Raw genomic sequence first — 20,359 nt, forward strand, 5'->3', positions numbered from 1 at the left:
ACCACGGAGCCGAGGCACGCGGGAGCGGCCCGACGCCATCTCGGCGTCGGGCCGCTCTCCTCGACGGTCCGGCCGAGTCAGGCCCCGAAGGCCTCTTCGAAGATCGCGAGGAGCTCGGGAGACGCCTCGCCGCTGAAGCCGCATGCGTTGACGACGCCGTCGGTCGCTGTGATCAGGTAGGCCCCACCCTCGACGAACTGGACGCCACCGATGAGCGCCATCGAGGTCTCAGAGGCCTGGGTCACGACCACCGCGTCGGCGGCACCGGCGGTGTACCACCGGTCCACCGTGAGGGTCACCGACTCGCCCTCCACCGCGGTCGCGGTCGCTGCGAAGGCGACGGGCATCTGTGCCATCACGTCGGCAGAAACGGGAAGACACGATGCCATCGCATCGCCGGGAGCGGCGGCGAGTGCCAGCTGTTCGCCGGGGTCGTCGCCTCCGTCGAGCGAGACGGCCAGTCCCACTGCGAGCGCCGCGCACGCGGCCACGCCGGCCACCGCCAAGGCGAGGCGGCGCCCGGGGCGAGAGCGGGGCCCGGCCTGGCGATCGCGGTCTTCCGGTCCGTCGGGAGCGGGGATGTCGGTGATCTGTGTCGTCATGATGTCCTCCAGGAGGTCGTCCAGCATCGGGCTGGAGCCGTCGAGGACAGGAATGTCACGGACCGGGTCGATCCGTGCGAGACGGTCACGCAACTCGTCACTCATCGACCGTCTCCTTTCGTGCCCTCATGGAGTTGATGTCCAGCACGGTCGGGATCCTTTCGTCGACCCACGTCCCCGAGAGCGGCCTCGAGGCGGCGTCGGGCGCGGTGCAGACGGATACTCGCCGCGTTCGGCGTGACACCCATGACGATCGCGATCTCACGCGGCGCCAGACCCTCCCATGCCCACAGACGCAGTAGCTCGCGGTCGGGAGCATCGAGCGCGTCGAGGGCGGCCTCGAGATCGGGGTCGCCGTCGGCAGCGGTTGACGGCTCCCGGTACACCCGCTCGTGCCGGATCTCGTCCACCAGTCGCAGGCGGCGGGCGTCCCCGCGGCGCTGGTTCGCGAGGCAACGACGGGCCACCCCGTAGCACCATGGCAACTCCGCACCCCGAGGGATCTCGTCGAAACGTCGCCACGCCACGAGAAGCGTCTCGGCGACGACGTCGTCAGCCGCGTCGCCGGCACGGCGGCGCACGTACCGGGTGACGGGTCCGTGAACCGCCCGGGCGAGCGCCTCGAAGTCCGCGCGCCGCCCGGACCCGTCGTCCGGCGCGTCACGACGTCCCGATCGCGACCGGTCGACGACGTGTGGTGTCGGTGACGCTTCAGATGGTTCCATCCACGCTCTGACGTCGATCAGAGCGTGGCGGTTCCCGGACCGTCGGATCTAGAGAATCGTGATGGTGGCAGGGTCACCGAGGAACTCGGCGTTGTCAGAGGGGACGTAGACCCGCGAGCCGGTCACGCCGGTCACCGTGAACACCGAACTCGACGCGCCGATCCCGACGAACACATTCACGGTGCAGCGACCCGAACCGTCGGTCACGCATGACGTCGTCCCGCTCCCGCCGGGGAACGAACCGCGTGTGAACGACATCGCGACGGTCGCGCCCGCAACCGGGGCGTCCGTGCCGTCGGCGATCTGCACGGTCACCTGCGCGGTCCGGAAGAACAGGCCGGACGCGCTACCCGACATCGCCCGGACGTGCATCGTCTCGGTCGCCGGGTTCACCACCGCGACCGGTACCGATCTCGTGTCGTTCGCAGGAAGCTCGTCGGTCCCCGTCGACAGTCCCGAGACGAGCGCAACGAGGACCGCGGTCCCCGCGGCGCCCGGCGTCCACGAGAAGGTCACCTCGGTGTCGTCTCCGGCTGCGAGGCCGGTGACCGTCATCGTGGAATCCACCTGCGTCCCGCTCATCGACCCCTCGAAGAGCTCCACGTCGAAGTCGGCTGCCGCGTCGCCGTTGTTGGCGACGGTGACCGTCACCGTCTGGGGCACTCCGGAATCGGCCGGCGCGTCGGTGACCACCGAGACGACCGCGGCGTCGAACTCAGGATCGGACGCGAGGACGGTGAAGGACCGCGATCCCGAGTTGTCGGTCGGATTGTCGCCCGGAACAAAGGGGATGGCCGCGGTGATCTCCGCACTGCCCGGCGCCGCCGGGATCCACGTGAACGGCACGACGACCGGGGCGGAGAACCCGGGAACGGCGGTCAGCGACGCGAAGGGACCGGCCGGTGGGTTGTAGGACGTGGCGCCGATGGCGACCGTCCCTCCGAGGCTGTCCGAGAGTGAGAGGCCGAACGACGCCGGGACGTTGCCCCCGTTGACGACCTCGACCTGCATGTCGATCGGGACCCCGACCGTCGGGTCGTCCGTCTCTCCGGCCGCCTTCGAGATGCAGACGCCGCCGCATGCGAATCCGGAGTTGCGCACCGCGGGGCCGACGAACGGCGGCTGGAGCGTGACGGTGAACTCGTTCACCGTCGTGAATCCCAGGCTGTCGACCGCGGTCAGTCCGATCTCGACGGCGAGGGTGCAACCGAGCGGGCTGCGGGTCAGACCAGAGCACTGGTCGCCCAACTCGAAGGCTGAACCGTTCAGATCGACGGTGACCGTCTGTCCGCCCGGCGCGATGGCCAGAGTCTCGGACCCGTCGAAGAGAACAGGCGAGGGCGAGACCCCCTGGCCCGCCCACTCCGAGGTCCAGGTGCAGGTCAACGGCGTCAGACTCTCCGGATCGACGCACTGCGCGGTGATGTCGAAGGATCCGATGTCGTCAGCCTCGGGGTCGACGGCGATCTGCGAGCAGCCGAAGATGCTGCACGCCTCACCGGCGAGGGTCGACCCCGTGACCTCGGCCGACGGGGGCAGGTTTGTGGATGCCCGCACGACGTGGTCGCGGCAGGCCTCGGCTCCGGACTCGCCCTTCGCCCTGATCGAGTAGACCACATCGGTGAACGAGGATCCGGTGGACACGTCGGCGTCCAGGTACACGGCGTCGTCGGGGACAGTATCGGCCGTCGAGTTGACTCCGAGCAGTGAGCTGCCGGTGCAGTTCGCACCGCTGTAGATCTCGATCTCGACGAGATCGTCGCACGGTGCGCCGAGCGAGGTCGAAGCGTCCACGACCACGTCGACCTGGTCGTCGTCAGCGGCGTCGGAGGTGCCGTCGGCATCCTGGACCACGTCGAAGACGATCTGGTCGAAGTCGGGGCTCGGGTCGCCGCCGGCGTTGGGGAAGGGATCTCCCGGGTGACAGCCCGCAACGTACACGTTGCCCCCGGTGTCGAAGACGCTCGTACCCGTGACCATTCCGAGTGGCTCGGCGTAGACGAGCGTCCTGCCCCCGATGTTGAGTGGGTTGAAGCCCGTGTCGTCGATGAGAGTCAGCGCATCGTCGGTCGGATCGATCCTCCACGTCTGATATCCCCCGCCGAAGGCACCGGGAATCCCCGGGCCACCGCCGGGGCCGCCGCCGGCGGTCGTCATCCAGACCTCGTTCCCGTCGGACTCTGCCCGCCACAGGTAGAAGGGCTCTCCCGGTTCGAGGGCGTCCCAGTCGCTGCTACCGACGGTGCCCTGCTCACCGAAGCTCGCCACCAGCCCCGACGTCGGGATGCACCACTCGCGGTCTGCCACGCAGTCGAAGTTCAAGACGTCGCTCGCGGCGCTCAGTGGACGGGCGTTTCCCATGACGTTGTTGACACTCCACGAGCACGCGTCGGCCCCAACGGCTCCGCCCGCTGCGGCGACGGCGACGCCGGGACATCCGGAGACGACGATGGAGGCGAGTTCGGTGCTCGCGGCACCACCGTCGTTTCCGGGCGAGACCGTCTCGCCGAGAGTCACGTAGACCGTGTCACCGACCTGGGCGATGTCCGATGCGAAGGCGTTCGTACTGCGCTGCTCACCACCGACTGTCGTCAGCGGGAGTCCCGCGCCCTTGTCCATCACCTGTTCCCATTGCGCGACGCACCGTCCCGTCAGGCGGTCGATGGTGCCGAGGATGCCCCCGCGACAGCCCCCCAGAGACACCCAGCCCTGTGCTCCGCTGGCCCGGTTGGAGGCGATGGCGAGCACGGCGTCATCTGTGCCGTTGCCGTTGGTGTCGATGCCGGCCATCGCGAACACGCCGATGTTGTCGGGGTCACCGAACCCGGGCTCGGACGCCACGCGCCAACGCCCGTTGCCGAGCGGGTTGGTGTTGACGAGCATCACGGGATCAGGTGAGAGGTCACTGCGGATCACGACACCGTCGTCAGCTGTCTCGAAGGTGGCGACAGGCGAGATGTAGAGAGCGTCGTCACGGCCGTTCTCGTCGTGGTCGACGGCCGCGATCTCCCGGAATCCGATGTAGGAGAGCGGCAGCCCGCGCGTGGACATGTCCGAGAAGTTGACGCCGTCGGTGGTGTAGATGAGCTTGCCGCGGCCGCCGACGCAGCTGAACACGGCCTTGGGCACGCCGTCGCCGATGTCGGTCACGACGGCGCCCCGCAACCCCACGCACTCGGGCGTCGGGAAGAGCTCCTCGAGGATGACCCCGGAACTCCAGGCCTTCGTCCAGGTCCCGCCGAGCGGATCGGACTCGGAGAAGTCGTAGCGCCAGATCTCCGCGCTCCGCTCGGCGAACGGGATCGAGAAATCGAAGCTGTTCTGGAGCGTGCCCATCAACAGGAAGCCGGGGTCTCCGCCGGGTCCGTCGGGATCGAGATAGGCCCCGGACCACGTGTAGTTGTTGTCGACCGTCCCGGGATACCCGGTCCACCCGTCGACCTCGTTGCCCGGGACTCCGAAGGTGAATCCTCCGCCGGCGATCTGGCGGAAGTCCTCGGGCCCGTCCACCGCGCCGACATCCACCGCGCCCGACGGAGCGGCACTCACCAACGCGGTGGCGGCAACCATCAGACTCACGACGAGCGTGATCAGCTTCTTCGACATCTCGGCTCCCGGTTCGCCCAGCCGCGGCACACGGGCCACGTCTCCAGAAGGGCGACGCTAGTCGCCGGTGTGGGCGATGCCCAGCCCAACACGGACTCAGCGGGGACGCAGTTCCGTACCGGCTCCCGCGGTCACGAACAGAACGGTCGCCGTCTCGGCGACGTCAGCGGTATGCCAGACCCCGGGCTCGTTGACGGCGGCATCGCCGGCGCCGAGGGTGACCGTCGCAGTGGTCCCACCGGTCTCCTGGTGCAGAACGATCGATCCCGAAACGCACACGACGAGCTCCGCGCCGAGTGGATGGACCTCCCAGGTGTCCCAGTCGCCGGTGAAGGTGTGCAGTCCGACGAGGCGACCTTCCACCCCGTCAGCGGCATGTCGGGCTCCGTACGCCTCGTACCACCCCACCTCACCGGTGAAACGCGGCTCCCGCTCCACGGTGGCGCCGAGGCCGAGATGAACCGGGAACTCGTCGAGGCGGAAGGCCCGGCCCGAAGGCGCTGCGTCAGCCGACATCGTCCCAGGCGGAGCCGCCGAAGACGCGCACGCCGAAGAAGTAGACGTTGGCGAGGCGCAGACACTCCGACCGGTTGTCCGGCGCCGTCCACACCGTGTAGCAGGACACCCGCAGGTCGAACAGGAAGCGCAGGTCACAGCCGAGACGGCTGGTCGTCTGGGCGCCGTAGCAGCCGTCATGGTGCTGACAGGCGTGGGTGAACTGGAACAGGCCGGGCACCACGTCGGGAACGACCGAACATCCGTCGTCGTCCCACGGGTGGTCCTGGGCCGGACCGGTCGCCGGAGAATTGTCGGTGTGCGCCGCGGCGGGACCGGCGGCGACGAAGAAGGTCACCGTCGTGATGGACGCGACGGCCACGAGGAGGGCAACGGGGCGTAACACTGCACTGCGGATCATCGGACCCTCCGGGGAGATTGGACACCAGTGTGGGCCATCGCCACGCGTCCGTCCATCACGGGTGGCCGGGGGCCATCACGGGCCGGAGACCATCACGGGTGGCCGGGGACCATCACGCGAGGCGGGGACGGCGTCGCGTCTGCACCTTCAGGCCCCGGCGAGGAGGCCGCGGACCTCGTCGCGCCACATCGACAGGACACGCCCCTTGTCGGGGACGCGCAGCGAGAACCAGAGGTTGCGGGCCCCCGCGGCCTGCGCCCGCCGCACCTCGGCTGCAAATGTCCCGGGGGTGCCACACAACGCGAAACGGCCCCGCAGGTAGTCGGTGAGACCGAGCTCGTCGCTGAGTTCCGCGTTCGGCGAGCCCCGGAAGCGGGCATGGTGCATCGACGAGTATCGACGTCGGAGTTCGTCCATCGCGTCCGCGACCCCGGGATCGAGCCGTGCCCTCAGGGCCGGTGCCTTGACCGCCATGTTGGCGAACGTGGCGAGCGATCCCTTCAGCTCGGCGAGGGCCGTGTCCTCGTCCGGTGCGATGTTCACGAGCGCCAGCCACCACACGTCGATGTCGGCCGGGTCACGTCCCGCGTCACTGGCACCGACTGCGAGCTCACGGCGGGCGTCGGCCACGATCTCGGGCGTCAGGCCCGTCGCGATGACCACGCCGTCGGCGATCCGACCGGCCAGGCGAATCGCCCGCGGCCCGCTCGCTGCGAGGTAGATCGGAACCCTGCGCCGGGCCGGCGTGTGGGTGACGGAACGACCCCGCCATGACGCCGCGCCGTCCCGCTGGAGTCGGTCGACCGTGTCGACGTAGTCAGCGAGCTCCGCCGCGGTGGCCGGACGCTCGCCGATGGTCGCCGCCGCGCTGTCACCGGAGCCGACGCCGAGGAAGGCACGGCCACCACTGACGTCGTCGACGCTCGCGATGGCGCCCGCTGTCACCCCCGGGTGACGCGTCAGCGGGTTCGTGACCCACGGACCGAGCCGGAGCTGAGTGGTCACCATGGCCGCCTGGGTCAGGCGGACATAGACGTCGGGGTAGATCGCCTGGGAATCGCCCACGCCGAGACCCCAGAAGCCGCAGTCGTCGGCGGCGACGACGTGATCGAGCCACCCGGGACCAGCGTCCCCGACGAGGATGAGGCCGTAGCGACACGGGGATTCGTCGGGGTTCGGGACCGCGAGCGTGGGATCCACCACCTAATACTCCCATGCACGGCTCAAAGGCAGCACCGTGCGGGCCGATTGAGATGTGATGGACCGAGCCCTCGACCCCGACGGGATCGAGCGTCGCGTGTTCGCCGCGCCGACGTTGAGCGAGGTCGGCGCGCTCACCGTCGGGGTTGCGCTGGTCGCCACGCTGTTCACGTCGATGTCGAACAGCGGCGTGGACTGGGCCACCTACCTCGGCGCAGTCGACGGCGACTACGTCGTCGGTGACGGGCTCGCCTGGTACTACCCGTACTGGTGGCTGTGGCCGCTGGAGGCCCTCACGTCACTGGGGGACACGGCGGGCTACGTGACGCTCGGGGTCGTGAACCTGCTCGGCATCTTCTTCGCCGCACGGGTGTTCGGCGGACATCCCGCACTCGCACTGATCGCCTACCACACGCTGATGGTCAGCTTCACCGGGACCGTCACAGGTCTCGTAGCGGCGGCGGTCGCCGGGCTCTGGTGGGCGCTGCAACGGCGGCGGATGGTCCTCGCGGGGCTTCTCGCCGCGTTCAGCCTCGCGAAACTCGGCTGGGGTATCCCTCTCGTCGTCGCAATGGTGCTCGTCTCACCCGCGACCTGGTGGGAACGCTCACGTGCGGTGGCTTCGGCCGGTGTCATCGGAGTCGCCTCGCTCGCCGTGTACGGATGGTGGCCGGCCGACGTGATCGAACGCGCGGACACCGTGCCACCGGCGGGAAACGGGTCCCTGTGGCACTTCGTCGGTCCTGTCGTGCTCGTGTTGTGGGTACCGGTACTGGTCACCCGCATGGACGCCCGCACCAGGATCGCCGCGGTCATGGCCACGGCTCTCCTCGCCGCCCCCTACGTCCAGCAGTACGACTTCGCGCTGTTGTTCACCATGGGCCACTCGTGGATCGGTCTGGTCTCGTGGGCGCGACCAGTGCTGGTGAAGGTGGGGGGCACCGAGTTCGCACGCTTCGTGTTGACGGTCATACCGGCCACCTACTACTGCCTCGCTCTGGCATCGACCCGCCGCACACGACGCGATTCAGATAGGCATTTTTCTACAGCCTGATCTGAATTGACATCTTTTGGTAGGTGTGTTGTAATCCATGCGACTCCCTGCGCGCCGTGGCCGCGCTGGAAATGCCCGGCTGGCCCCGGCGGTCCCCCGCCCGACAGGAGCCTCCCGTGAACCTCAACCCCCCGACCGAGCACCAGCTACTGGTCTTCTGGGTCGCGCTCCTGGTCATCGTCGTCGCCGCGCGCCTGCTCGGGATGGTGGCGCAACGGGTGGGGCAACCCGCGGTGGTCGGGGAACTCGCTGCCGGACTCCTCCTCGGGCCCTCGGTGCTGGGCAAGATCGCCCCCGACGTGAGCGACTGGCTCTTCCCCGCGGACGACGTGCAGACCGGGATGCTGTTCACCGTCGGCTGGCTGGGCGTGCTGCTACTCCTCGTCGCCACCGGGTTCGAGACAGACCTGGGACTCATACGTCGTCTCGGGTCCGCCGCGACCGCCGTGTCGACCGGCTCTCTCGTCGTGCCTATCCTCGCCGGTTTCGCCATCGGCTGGATCATGCCCGACGTCTTCATCGGCGAGGGCACCGAGCGCTACATCTTCGCCCTGTTCATCGCCGCGGCGTTGTCGATCTCCTCGCTCCCGGTCATCGCGAAGATCCTGTCGGAAATGGGCCTCCTCCGGCGGAACTTCGGCCAGCTGACACTCGCCGCGGGAATGGCCAACGACGTGATCGGCTGGATCGGACTCGGGTTCATCGCGGGGCTGGCCCAGGCCGGCGGCGTGAAACTCGACAAGCTCGCATTCACCGTCATCGGCGTCGCCGTCTTCTTCGTCCTGGCCTTCACGATCGGCCAACGCCTCGTCGACACAGCGCTGCGCTCCGTGCGTGCCCGTGGCAACGACCCCCTCTCGGGGCTCTCCGTGGTGCTGGTCACGGCTCTCGCCTTCGGCGTGATCACGCAGTGGCTCCACGTCGAGGCTGTACTGGGTGCGTTCGTCGCAGGCGTGATCATCGCCCGGTCCCGGTTCTCCGACCACGAGCTCATCGGCCCGCTCGAGACGATGACCGCCGCGTTCTTCGCTCCTGTCTTCTTCGCCACCGCGGGCCTGCGGGTGGATCTTGGCCTGCTCACCGATCTCGAGACCCTCGGATGGGCGGGCGCCGTTCTTCTCGCAGCCAGCGTCTCCAAGTTCGTCGGCTCCATCCTGGGCGCCCGCGTCTCGCGCCTGTCCGGACGCGAAGGTGCGGCTCTCGGGATCGGCCTCAACGCCCGGGGCGCGCTCGAGATCGTCATCGCGACGGTCGGCCTGTCCCTCGGGGTCCTCAACGACAGCTCCTACACGGTCATCGTGCTGATGGCGATGGCCACCTCGATGGCGGCCCCACCCCTGCTGCGCCGTGTCCTGAGCAGCTGGGAGGGGAGCCCGGCCGAACGCCGCCGACTGGACCTCGAGTCGCAACTTGCCCGCAACACCGTCGTGACCTCCGGCCGGGTGCTGCTGCCGACGCGCGGGGGGCTCTCGTCGCTGCTGGCTGCCCAGGTCGTCGACCTGACGTGGCCCTCGGAGGCCGAGGTCACCCTCCTCACGGTCGGCGACCATTCCGACGTCGACATCCAGACACTGCGCGATGTTCTCGGCGACCGCACCGTGCGCCACGAGACGGTGACCGACCAGATCGACGTGGCCGAGGCGATTCTCGCCGAGGCACGTCTCGGCTACGACACGATCGTGATGGGCGCCGAGCCGACCGACATGCGCGGCGGGCTCGTCTCCCCCCTCGTCGATCGCATCGTCCACGCCTCGCCGACCCCCACCGTGATCGTCCGCCAGGGTCGTCACCACAACGGCCGCCTTCCGTGGGCGTTCTCCCGTGCGGTCGTACCCGTCTCCGGAAGCCGCTCGTCACGTCCGGCCCAGGAGATCGCGTCGTATCTCAGCAGCCGGATCGGCACCCAGATCCAACAGATCCATGTCGCGGGAACCCAGGGTGTGACGACCGGCGCCGCGCGCGGCGGACACAGGGTCGCCCGCGCGGTGATCGACGACGCGGCACGGTTCGCCACCACCGTCGGGGCGAATCACACCGGCGTGGTGGAACACGGCACCGACAAGGGTCGGCGGATTCTCGCAGCCGCCGAGGAACTCGACGCGGACCTGGTCGTCCTGTCCGGCACCGTCCGGGCCGCCGACGACGGACCCTTCCTCGGTAGCACCGTCCAGCAGGTGCTCGACGAGTGCGACGAGACGCTGATCCTGGCAGCCATCCACGAGACGAAGCGGGTGGACACATGACCGCCGTGGATCGCCGCGGGGCCGGCCACACCTCGGAACCTGAACAGACCAATCGCGACACCTATGATCCGATCATGTCGATGACGGAGCCCACGCTCGACCGTCCGGGATGGACCTTCCTCACGAACCACGCGCACGTTCTGCTCGCCATCAGCCGCAACCCCGAGCTGCGCCAGCGCGACATCAGCTACGTCGTGGGCATCACCCCCGGAGCCGTGCAGCGGATACTCGACGACCTGGAGGCCGAGGGCTACCTGCGCCGGCAACGGGTCGGCCGCAGGAACCGCTACGAGATCAGCGCCGACCAGCCGCTCCGGCACCCCCTCGAGAACGACCACACCGTCGACGAACTCCTCGGCCTCCTCGAACCGCGCCGCGAACCCGACACCGACGGCTGACTCGCGTCCACCCCGGCCGACCCACCCGGTCCACAGGTGGACGGTCAGCCCGTGAAGTACCCCGGCCGACTCACCCGGGTGTCGGTCACGAACATCACCCCGGGACGGTTGGCGAGAAACGTCCTGAGCCTGTCGACGAGACGCCCCGAGACCTCCGAGGGCGCGACCGTGATCAACATCACCAGTCCGTCACGGTCGTTGAATGCCAGGCGACCCTCGTGGAAGCCGCCGTGGCCGAGCCCCGACACGTTCCCGAGCATCGTGAAGCCCGTCACGCCGACCTTCTCGAAGATCCCCTGGACGTCGGGCACATCGGCGCCGTTCACGACCACCTCGACCTTGGTCATCTCGTGCAGCGACTGCTCGCCCGGATCGTTCTGACTCATCAGACTCCCTCTTCTCGTGATGCCGTGCCGTGTGTGACGCGGACCGTCCGCGCGGTGACGTCGGCCGCTTCGATGCCAGGTCCGTGCGCAGTCCACCGTTCCCAGCGGGCGTCGCGACCCCGCAGGGCGAACCCGTCGCCGTTCGACGGTCGGGCCACCACGTCGATCCAACCACCATCGGCGAGCTGGCGCAGCACCGGGTTGCGGGCGACCACGTCGCCCACCCGGGCGGCGGACGCGTCGACGACCACGAGCAGACGCAGAGGATCGTGCACCAGGCGTCCGCCGAAACTGACCGACTCGAGCGGGAGACCCACCCGCACATCGGCACCCACGCCCTCGGTGACGCCGACGCGCCCGACGACGTTGTGGAAGGGCTTGCTCCCGGCGCCGAAGCGGAGCGGGTCGACGGCGGAGAAGTAGTACTGGGCGCTGATCCAGTGGGCCACCACCACCGGGCCGGTCATGATCGCCTCGAGGACGGTTCCGTCGGGGTCCGAGGCGGCGTCGTAGTCGTGGAGGAACACACGCCGGTCGAGATCGTGCCCGGCGGTGAGGGCGCGGGGGCCCACCACGATCGCGGCGTTGCGCACAAGCCCCCAGTCGGGCACCACCTGCGCCGGGTCCGAACGACGACGCAGGGAACGTCCCGTCGTCGGCGAGGCGGGTAGCCGTTCCCACCTCTGCGCCCGGTTCGCGTCCCCGGCGCGCTCCAGATCCGCCGCCAGGCGTTCCACGGTCTCGCGCAGATGTGCCGGGGCCGCCTCCGTTTCGAACAAGGTGACATCGTCGTCGGTGGTCTCGTGTTCGGCCGCGAGGAACCAGGTTCGGTCGTCGATCCCGATCCCCGCTGCAGCGAGCCTCGCCCGTACGGTCGGGTCGTTGCACATGGCCGCCAGCAGGCGGGCGTTGACCCCACCCGGGTTCCCTCCGCATGCGCCGCAGTGCAGCGACGAGCGGTACGGGTTGTTGCGGTTGTCGGAGCGGTGGCCGCAGAAGACGACGAGCGGCGCCAGGTCCCGCGTCAGGCCCATGGCGGTCAGGGCACCGTGGGCGACGCGGACCCTGTCGTCGACGCTGAAGCCGGCCGTCGGATCCGAGGGGGTCGGGTCGAGGCTCACCGCCGCCGGGGCATCCCCACCGGTGAGGCGGCGCAGACCACGGACCACCCGCGCGCTGAGGGTCGGGGCGAGCGACGTGATCAGGCTGCGCGGTCCGAGAAACCACCCCGAGGCGTCAGCCAGGACATAGCCCCCGTTCGCCGTCGACTTCGCCGCCGCGAAGCCACGGGCCACCATGTCACGGTCGCCCGGTGGCGTCGCACCGCCGGGCGAGGTCTCGACCGTGGCACGTGTGTCGACGAGCACCGGGCAGTGCGGCACGGCGCGAATCGACCCCTCCTCGCGCACGGCCACAGGAACACCGAAGAAGCCCGCGAAGCCGATGGTGGACCAGGGCCCCAGGGCCTCGAGGTTCCGCCGCATCCCCTCGGAACGCACGTCGATGCAGAACGCGATCTGGGCATCGGCCCCGGTCCGGGAACCGGGGACCTCCCGGGCGACGGAGTCGGATCGGTCGAGGCGTGCCAGTAGTTCGTCGCGGTACGCGATCTCTGCGGCGCGTTGCCACAGGAGTCCGCTCCCGGGCCCACCCGGACCGGCTTCGCGGGCGACGGCCCCCTCGCCCGCCGACGGCACCGATCCCGACGGGTCCGTGGGGTCGGCCGGTCCCGCGAGGATCGCCTCGAGCGCGAGACGTACCGCCACCATCTCGACGAGTTCGCCGCGGTGACCCCGCTCCGCGCGCAGGGCGAACGTCGCCACCCACCCGGGGAGGCGGGCGACCTGTGCCTCGAGATAGTGGAGGGCGTCACCGGCAGCCACCCGACGACGGGAGAGGAGCACGGCGACCGCCTCGGAGGGATGCGTTGGCAGATCGTCGAGGAGCCGGTCGGGCGGCTCGGCCGCCCTCCGTCGAAGATCCGGGTCGCGGGGAGCGAGGGCGAGCCACCGGTCCCACATCGCCCCGCCGGTGCCCCCGCCCAGGTAGGTCCCGTACCAGTGGGCCGCGAAGACGTCCACGGCCGCAGCCACCCGGCCCACGCCGTGTCCGCACATGATGGCCGCGGCGCCGTCGCGCCAACCGGCATCGGCATCGGCATCGGGCGCGTCGAGCCAGCTCACGATGTCGTCGACCGGCGGAGGATCCAAACCCTCGACGGCGGCATCTGCGACGGCCCGGCGGAGGTGGGCGACCGTCACCTGACCTGACGAGATCCGCTCGGCGATCTCCTCCCGTGTCGGATGACACCGCGCACCCACCAGGTCGGCGGCACGCGCCGCGGCAGCCTCGAACGGGAGTTGCTCGAAGCCGGCCAACGGGTTGACGGCGACGAAGGTGTCGAGTCCCCACGTGCGGGGAATCACCCGTCGGGCGAGGCCGACGAGGGTCTCGACATCGTCCGGATGCAGGGTCTGCAGGTCGGCGCTCACGGGTTGTCGTCCGCCACCGTGTCGAGCGCCGGCCGCCGCGCCGCGGCGATGATCCGGGCGCGGATCAGGTCCGACGCGGGTAACGACGTTCCGTGGTCCCCGGTCACCGCGGCGCCGACGACGACGGCCACGATCACGGCGACCACCCAGCCCACGGCACCGTCGGGGGCGGGAAGGGGCAATGCCAACCAGTGCTCGAACCGGGAGATGAGCTCCAGGTAGACGGTGGCGGCGGCGGCCAGACCGACCAGGGCGACGACGGCGCGCAGCGAGAGTCCGCGGGCGACACCGTGCGGGGCGTCGAGAAGGGCGAACACCGTGAGGGCGACGAAGGCGACGAGCAGCCAGGCGGCGCCCCCGTATGCGTCGACGTCGTAGCCGGCCACCCACACGGCCAACCAGGTCACCGCCGCGGTGAGCACGCCGGCAACCACCCGGTGACCCGGTGTGCGCACGGGGGTCGAGCGCACGGGCCGTTCGAGCGTGGATCCGCTGGTGAGGAACAGGTTCGACTTGTAGGCGCCGTGGGCGATCAGGTGCGCCGCCGCGGCGCCACCGAGACCGACGAGGACCTGCACGAGCATGAACCCCATCTGCGCCGTCGTCGACCAGACCAGCGCCGTCTTGACCTCGCTGCGCCCCCGCATGATGGCCACGCCCACCACCATCGACACGGTGGCAGCGACGATCCCGACGGCTGTCGCGACCGTCGAGCGGGCCACCAGCGGGCCGAACCGGATCGCGATGACACCGCCGGCGTTCACCAGTCCCGCGTGCAGCAGCGCCGACACGGGCGTGGGAGCGACGAGGGTGCGCGGTAGCCAGCCGTGGGCCGGGACCTGGCCACAGCGCGCCAGCGCTGCCACGACGGCCAGGCAGGACGCGAGATGCATGACGATCCCGTCGGTCCCGGCGAGCTCCGCGAAGGCGATCCCGTCGCGGTCGGAGACCACGAGGCAAACGGCGGCGACGAGGGCGAGATCGCCCACTCCCAGCACACGCCGCATGCGCCGCGCGACAGGGCGACGCGGCCCCCGCCCGTCCACCAGGGCGGCAGCGGCGACGCTCGAGACCACCGCGGCCAGGGCCAGAGCGACGAGGTTCCCGGCCCAGAACAGGGCCACCGCGCTGAGGGCGGCGAACACGCTCGCACGCCGGAAGTGGCGCCGGGCCGGATCTGCGGCGAGTTGGCGGTGGGCGAACGCCCTGATCGCGACGACGATCACAGCGGCGAAGACGGTCCACGCGGCGGCGACCCGGTCGACCACGAGCCAGTCCCCGGCGATCTCGAGGGGGCCGTCGATGGCCACGATCACCAGGATGGCGATCGCCGCCGCTACCGCAGCCGCCGAGACGACAGCGTCGACGAGAGTCGACCGCTCAGTACGCGGCTCAACGCCCCGGGCCGGCGTCGTGAGCACACCGTCAGCCACGAGCCGGCCCTCTCCGATCGAACGTCACCAGGTGAGTATCTTCCAGAACTCGTCGCGAACTAGCGCTCCGGGGTGGGGCGCGAGTGCAGTTTCGGCGCCTCGGTGATCCCGGCGGCGGCGAGTTCCGCCTCGATGCGCTCGGCGAGGACGAACTTCTTGACCTTCGTTCCCGACATCGGCCAGTCGTCGACGAAACGGACATAGCGCGGGACCTTGTAGGTGGCGATCGATCCGAGGCAGAAGGCGATGATGTCCTCCTCGGTGACCTCGGCGCCGTCGACGAGTTGGACGAAGGCCGTCGGCACCTGGTCATAGCGCGCGTCGGGGGCAGCCACGACCTGCGCCACCGCCACCGCGGCGTGACGGAGGAGGAACCCCTCGACCTCGGCGGCCGCGACGTTCTCCCCGCCGACCTTCATCATGTCCTTGAGTCGTCCGGCGAACACGAAGCGCCCGTTCCCGTCGAGCTTGCCGAGGTCCCCCGAGTGGAAGAAACCCGCCTCGTCGAACACCTCGGCGTTGCGTTCCGGGTCCTTGTAGTACCCGTCGAAGGTCGACCACCCGCGGTAGCAGATCTCCCCGACGACACCGGGCTCGCAGTCCTCGCCGGTCTCGGGGTCCACGATGCGGACCTGTAGGCCCGGTAGTGGGCGACCGATCGTGTTGACCCGGTCCTCGAGGCTGTCGTCGATCTCGCCCAGCGTCATGAACGACGACGCTTCGGTCGCTCCGAATCCTGAGACCTGCACCGCGGTCGGCACCTTCTCCTGGAGCTGTCGCAGCCGTTCGGGGGTACCGACGTTGAACACCAGCCGCAGCCGGGGTACGTCGTCCACGGAGAACTCCGGGTGGTCCACGATCGCCATCCACAGCATCTCGAACGCCGGAATCGCGACCGTCGCTCCCTCGTCGCGCAGTTGGCGCACCGCGACGGCGGGATCGAAGTGTCCGTTGTGGCAGTAGGTGGCGCCGACCGCCCAGCAGGCGAAGGCGAAGGCGATTCCACCGATGTGGTAGAGCGGCAGGGGGGTCCACAAGACGTCGTCGGCGGTCAGCGCGAAGCGCGTCCGACCCACCACGACCCCCTCGCGCACGAGCGCCTCGTGCGACAGCATCGCCCCCTTGGGGGTGTCGGTGGTGCCCGACGTGTACATCAGGACCGCCGTGTCGCGGACGCGCACGCCGAGGCGGCGGGCGGCCAACGTCTCGTCGTCGACGGCAGCTGCCGCGTCCCACAGCGCCGAGTCGCCGACGACCCACGGCCGCGTGGCTTCGCCCACGACGATCACGTGACGGAGCCGGGGTGCCTCCGCGAGCGCAAGCTCCGGACCGGCCGCTTCAGCAAGCGACGGCAGTGCCGCCGAGATCAGGTCGAGGTGGTCGCCGACCTCTCCCCCGTCGGGACTCCCGACTAGCGCGACCATGTCGGAGTTCACGATCACGTGTGCCAGTTCGAACGCCTTGAAGCGCACGTTGACCGGCACGGCGACCGCGCCGATCTTCGCCGCACCGACGAGGGCCGCATAGTAGTCGAGGCGCTGGTCCATGCGGATCCCGATCATCTCGCCCGGCGAGATGCCGAGGCCGATGAAGGCCCGGGCGAACAGGTCGGAGCGGGCCGCCAGGTCGGTGAACGTCGCCCGCTCGTCCGGGAAGACCATCGCCTCGGCCCCGGGCCACCGATGGGCTGCCCGATCGACGCAGTCGCCGACGGTGGTGACGTCGACGAACCCCGCCCGCTCGTCGGCCAACTGGAGAACCGCCACGAAACGCCCCCTCGCACTGCTTCGGTATTGAGGCGCGACCCTAGCGACCCGCGCCTGCGGTCTCCGAGTCGCCCATGACCAGCGGACCGCCGAAGGCGGCGGGCCGACCCACTCAGCCGGCCTCGACCTCCTCCTGAACGGGCGTGTCGGGAGTTCCGTCGGGGCGGATCTCGATGACGAGATCATCACCTTCGACAGCAGCCCCCGCAGCCACCGGGACCCGTACCACCACGCCACCGATGGGCGCGGAGATCATCGACTCCATCTTCATGGCCTCGATCCGGGCGACATCGTCACCCGCCACGACAGCTTCACCGACGTCGACGAGCGGCGTGACCACACCCCGGAACGGCGCAGCGACGTGCCCCGGCCTCGTGTGGTCCGCCTTCTCGACGATCGGAGCGGTGGCCGCCACGGACCTGTCGACCGTGTCGATCGGCCGCAACTGCCCGTTGAGGGTGAAGACGACGGTCCGGTTCCCCGCCTCGTCGACGTCACCGATGGCCTCTATCTCGACGAGGATCGTGACGCCGGGTTCCAGGTCGATGGCGAGCTCGTGGCCCCGGCGCATGCCGCCGAAGAAGGCCGCCGTAGGCACCACGGCGAGATCGCCGTAGCGCGTGACGGCATCGGCATGGGACTGCGCGGCAGCAGGCAGGAGGAGACGGCTGAGCGTCGCGCGGGTGTCGGTCTCCAGGGCGTCGCGGTCGGCCTCGGAGAGTCCGGGGGCCGGTTCCGCCTCGCGACGACCGACGAGGGCGGCTGTGCGGAACGGCTCCGGGAAACCGGCGACGGGCGTCCCCAGCTGGCCGCGTAGGAAGTCGACCACGCTGTCGGGGAGATCCACGCGACCCGGATCCTCGGCGAGGGCCGCGACGGTGGTGCCGGAGGCCACCAGGTGCAGTGCGAGGTCTCCCACGACCTTGGACGTGGGAGTCACCTTGATCGGGCGGCCGAGCAGGTCGTTGCATTCGGCGTAGGTCCGAGCGATGTCTTCGAAGCGGTCGCCGAGCCCCAGGGCCGTCGCCTGCTGACGGAGGTTGGAGAGCTGGCCACCGGGGATCTCGTGGCGGTAGACCGTGCCGGTGGGAGCGGCCAGTCCGGCCTCGAACGGTGCGTACAGGCCGCGCACAGCCTCCCAGAAGGGTTCGAGGTCGCCGATCGCATCGAGGGAGAGTCCGGTCGAGCGGTCGGTGTGGTCGGTTGCGGCGACTATGGCCCCCAGCGACGGCTGCGACGTCATCCCCGACACCGGCGGCATCGCACCGTCGACGGTGTCGACTCCCACGTCGATGGCGGCGAGGTAGGTCGCGAGTTGCCCGCCCGCCGTGTCGTGGGTGTGGAGGTGGACCGGGGCGTCGAAACGCTCGCGCAGAGCTCTGACGAGAATGCGCGCCGCCGGCGGGCGCAGCAGGCCCGCCATGTCCTTCACGCACAGACCGTGGGCACCCGTGTCGACGAGTTCCTCGGCGAGTGCGAGGTAGTAGTCGAGGTCGTAGAGGGACTCGGCGGGGTCGCCGAGGTCGCCGGAGTAGCACATCGTGGCCTGGACGTAGGCGCCGGCCCCGAGAGCGGCATCGATGGCGGGACGCATCTGATCGACGTCGTTGAGGGCATCGAAGACCCGGAAGACGTCGACACCGGTGCGCGCCGCCTCCGTCACGAACCGACGGCACACGTCATCGGGATACGGGCTGTAGCCGACGGTGTTACGACCCCGCAGCAGCATCTGCAGACACAGGTTGGGTGCGGCGTCACGGATCCGTTCGAGGCGCGCCCAGGGATCTTCGGAAAGGAAGCGCAGCGCGGCGTCATAGGTCGCGCCGCCCCAGCACTCGAGGCTCCACAATCCCGGAAGGTGGGCCGCCGCGGCGGCCGCACCGTCGACCAGGTCATAGGTCCGCACCCGGGTGGCGAGGATCGACTGGTGTGCATCGCGTAGCGACGTGTCGGTCACGGCGAGTCCGGGTGCCGCCCGCAGCGACGCGGCGAAGGCCGCGGGCCCCGCCGCCGCGAGCGCCTGGCGCGAACCGTCGATGACGGCGGGACGCTGCGCCGGCAGGCGCTCCCTCGGGACGCGACCGGTCGCCGGAGGTCCATGTGGCCGGTTGACGGTCACGTCCGCGAGGTAACGCAGGAGCCTCGTCGAACGGTCACCGCCGGCAGAGGCGGATGCGAGCTCCGGGCGCCGCTCCAGGAACGAGGTCGTGATCGCACCCCGGCGGAACTCGTCGTCGTCGAGCACCGCCCGCAGGAACGGCAGGTTGGTCGGCACACCCCGCACCCGGAACTCGGCCAGGGCGCGGCTCATCCGCCGTAGGGCCGCGTCCCAGTCACGACCCCGGCAGGTGACCTTCACGATGAGCGAGTCGAACGCCGGCGAGATCTCCGCTCCCACGTGTCCCACGCCTCCGTCGAGGCGGACACCCGCGCCGCCCGGCTGGCGGTACGCGACGATCCGGCCCGCCGCCGGACGGAAGCCGTCGAGGGGGTCCTCGGCCGTCACCCGACACTGCACGGCGACACCTCGCATCACCACGGCGTCCTGGGACAAACCGAGATCGGCGAAGGTGGCGCCGCCCGCGATCCGCAGCTGCGCCTCGACGAGGTCGACGTCGGTGACCTCCTCGGTGACCGTGTGCTCGACCTGGATGCGTGGGTTCATCTCGATGAAGACGTGGCGACCCTGAGGGTCGACCAGGAACTCGACGGTGCCCGCGTTGACGTATCCCACCGACTGGGCGAAGCGGACGGCGTCCGCACACAGACGATCACGGAGGTCCGCGTCGAGCCCCGGGGCCGGGGCGATCTCGAGGACCTTCTGATGACGGCGCTGCAGCGAACAGTCCCGCTCGCCGAGGTGGATCACGGATCCATCGGCGTCACCGAGTACCTGGACCTCGATGTGACGCGGGTCGGTGACCGCCTGTTCGAGGAACACGCGCGCGTCGCCGAAGGCGGCGGCCGCCTCCCGGATGGCCGCCGAGACCGCCGTCGGCAGGTCGGCGGGGTCGTCAACCCGCCGCAGACCGCGGCCCCCTCCCCCGGCGACCGCCTTGACGAACAGCGGGAATCCGATCGTGTCCGCTCCGGCGAGGACCTCCTCGGTGACATCGGACGGGTCGGTCTGGGCCAGCACGGGGAGACCCGCCGCCTCGGCGGCCTTCCTCGCGCGGGACTTGTCGCCGGTGAGGGTCAACACCTCCGCGGACGGTCCGACGAAGATGAGACCGGCGTCGACACAGGCCTCCGCGAGATCCGGGTTCTCCGACAGGAAGCCGTACCCGGGATACACGGCGTCGGCACCACACGACAGGGCGGCCGCGACCACGCCGTCGACATCGAGATAGGCGCCGACGGGGTGGCCGATCTCGCCGATGCGGTACGCCTCATCGGCCTTCGTGCGGTGTGGACTCGACCGGTCCTCTTCGGCGTAGACCGCCACGGTGCGCAGGCCGAGGCCCACCGCCGCCCTGAAGGCCCGAATCGCGATCTCACCGCGATTGGCCACCAACACCTTGCTCACCATGGGAAACCA

Annotated in this window: 14 protein-coding genes; 3 read left to right on the plus strand and 11 right to left on the minus strand. The window is 70.0% G+C overall.

Translation table 11 applies throughout. The features are described 5' to 3' along the window. Positions 1-77 precede the first annotated feature (77 nt). The 6 genes from RIE08_01700 to RIE08_01725 form a co-directional block, all read right to left on the minus strand. Positions 78-707, minus strand: a complete 630-nt coding sequence (locus tag RIE08_01700) for a hypothetical protein (GenBank protein ID MEQ8716301.1) — start codon at positions 705-707, stop codon at positions 78-80. Continuing rightward, the gene (locus RIE08_01705) at positions 704-1,327 is read right to left on the minus strand and encodes an RNA polymerase sigma factor (protein MEQ8716302.1); all 624 of its coding nucleotides are present in this window, start codon (positions 1,325-1,327) and stop codon (positions 704-706) included. The genes RIE08_01700 and RIE08_01705 overlap by 4 nt, the downstream gene beginning before the upstream one ends. 48 nt (positions 1,328-1,375) lie before the next feature. Beyond that, the gene (locus RIE08_01710) at positions 1,376-4,933 is read right to left on the minus strand and encodes a CARDB domain-containing protein (protein MEQ8716303.1); all 3,558 of its coding nucleotides are present in this window, start codon (positions 4,931-4,933) and stop codon (positions 1,376-1,378) included. A 96-nt stretch (positions 4,934-5,029) separates the two neighbouring features. Next, positions 5,030-5,449: a cupin domain-containing protein gene (locus RIE08_01715; GenBank protein ID MEQ8716304.1), complete on the minus strand. Its 420-nt coding sequence runs from the start codon at positions 5,447-5,449 to the stop codon at positions 5,030-5,032. Further along, a complete protein-coding gene (locus RIE08_01720; GenBank protein ID MEQ8716305.1) occupies positions 5,439-5,849 on the minus strand; it encodes a phospholipase A2 in 411 nt (136 codons plus the stop codon). The genes RIE08_01715 and RIE08_01720 overlap by 11 nt, the downstream gene beginning before the upstream one ends. A 147-nt stretch (positions 5,850-5,996) precedes the next feature. Further along, positions 5,997-7,049 (minus strand): LLM class flavin-dependent oxidoreductase, encoded by a 1,053-nt coding sequence (locus RIE08_01725; GenBank protein MEQ8716306.1) that lies wholly within the window; start codon positions 7,047-7,049, stop codon positions 5,997-5,999. A 58-nt stretch (positions 7,050-7,107) separates the two neighbouring features. On the opposite strand from RIE08_01725, the gene RIE08_01730 reads away from it, so the two are divergent. From RIE08_01730 to RIE08_01740, 3 genes are all read left to right on the plus strand, one after another. Continuing rightward, positions 7,108-8,103, plus strand: coding sequence for a hypothetical protein (locus RIE08_01730; GenBank protein MEQ8716307.1), 996 nt, complete (start codon positions 7,108-7,110; stop codon positions 8,101-8,103). Between the two features lie 116 nt (positions 8,104-8,219). Further along, positions 8,220-10,346 (plus strand): cation:proton antiporter, encoded by a 2,127-nt coding sequence (locus RIE08_01735; GenBank protein ID MEQ8716308.1) that lies wholly within the window; start codon positions 8,220-8,222, stop codon positions 10,344-10,346. A 74-nt stretch (positions 10,347-10,420) separates the two neighbouring features. Continuing rightward, on the plus strand, positions 10,421-10,744 hold the full coding sequence (locus RIE08_01740) for a helix-turn-helix domain-containing protein (protein MEQ8716309.1): 324 nt from the start codon (positions 10,421-10,423) through the stop codon (positions 10,742-10,744). A 44-nt stretch (positions 10,745-10,788) separates the two neighbouring features. Here the strand turns inward: RIE08_01740 and RIE08_01745 are convergent, their stop codons facing one another. The 5 genes from RIE08_01745 to RIE08_01765 all read right to left on the minus strand — a co-directional run bounded on the left by RIE08_01745 (position 10,789) and on the right by RIE08_01765 (position 20,350). Next, positions 10,789-11,130, minus strand: a complete 342-nt coding sequence (locus RIE08_01745) for a hypothetical protein (GenBank protein MEQ8716310.1) — start codon at positions 11,128-11,130, stop codon at positions 10,789-10,791. Beyond that, positions 11,130-13,622 carry a Na-translocating system protein MpsB gene (locus RIE08_01750; GenBank protein MEQ8716311.1) on the minus strand — a complete coding sequence of 831 codons (2,493 nt, stop codon included), beginning with the start codon at positions 13,620-13,622 and terminating at the stop codon, positions 11,130-11,132. The genes RIE08_01745 and RIE08_01750 overlap by 1 nt, the downstream gene beginning before the upstream one ends. After that, entirely contained in the window at positions 13,619-15,055 is a 1,437-nt protein-coding gene (locus RIE08_01755; GenBank protein MEQ8716312.1) for a proton-conducting transporter membrane subunit, read from the minus strand. The genes RIE08_01750 and RIE08_01755 overlap by 4 nt, the downstream gene beginning before the upstream one ends. A gap of 59 nt (positions 15,056-15,114) precedes the next feature. Continuing rightward, complete coding sequence (locus RIE08_01760) at positions 15,115-16,821, minus strand: AMP-binding protein (GenBank protein ID MEQ8716313.1); 1,707 nt, start codon at positions 16,819-16,821, stop codon at positions 15,115-15,117. Positions 16,822-16,933: 112 nt separating this feature from the next. Beyond that, entirely contained in the window at positions 16,934-20,350 is a 3,417-nt protein-coding gene (locus tag RIE08_01765; protein ID MEQ8716314.1) for a pyruvate carboxylase, read from the minus strand. Positions 20,351-20,359 lie beyond the last annotated feature (9 nt).

The organism is Acidimicrobiales bacterium (assembly GCA_040219085.1).
Classification (GTDB): Bacteria; Actinomycetota; Acidimicrobiia; order Acidimicrobiales; family JAVJTC01; genus JAVJTC01.

Coding starts and splice junctions, on each gene's coding strand:
- RIE08_01700 (MEQ8716301.1), bottom strand. CDS start 707: ATGAGTGACGAGTTGCGTGACCGTCTCGCACGGATCGACCCGGTCCGT.
- RIE08_01705 (MEQ8716302.1), bottom strand. CDS start 1,327: ATGGAACCATCTGAAGCGTCACCGACACCACACGTCGTCGACCGGTCG.
- RIE08_01710 (MEQ8716303.1), bottom strand. CDS start 4,933: ATGTCGAAGAAGCTGATCACGCTCGTCGTGAGTCTGATGGTTGCCGCC.
- RIE08_01715 (MEQ8716304.1), bottom strand. CDS start 5,449: ATGTCGGCTGACGCAGCGCCTTCGGGCCGGGCCTTCCGCCTCGACGAG.
- RIE08_01720 (MEQ8716305.1), bottom strand. CDS start 5,849: ATGATCCGCAGTGCAGTGTTACGCCCCGTTGCCCTCCTCGTGGCCGTC.
- RIE08_01730 (MEQ8716307.1), top strand. CDS start 7,108: ATGGACCGAGCCCTCGACCCCGACGGGATCGAGCGTCGCGTGTTCGCC.
- RIE08_01740 (MEQ8716309.1), top strand. CDS start 10,421: ATGTCGATGACGGAGCCCACGCTCGACCGTCCGGGATGGACCTTCCTC.
- RIE08_01745 (MEQ8716310.1), bottom strand. CDS start 11,130: ATGAGTCAGAACGATCCGGGCGAGCAGTCGCTGCACGAGATGACCAAG.
- RIE08_01765 (MEQ8716314.1), bottom strand. CDS start 20,350: ATGGTGAGCAAGGTGTTGGTGGCCAATCGCGGTGAGATCGCGATTCGG.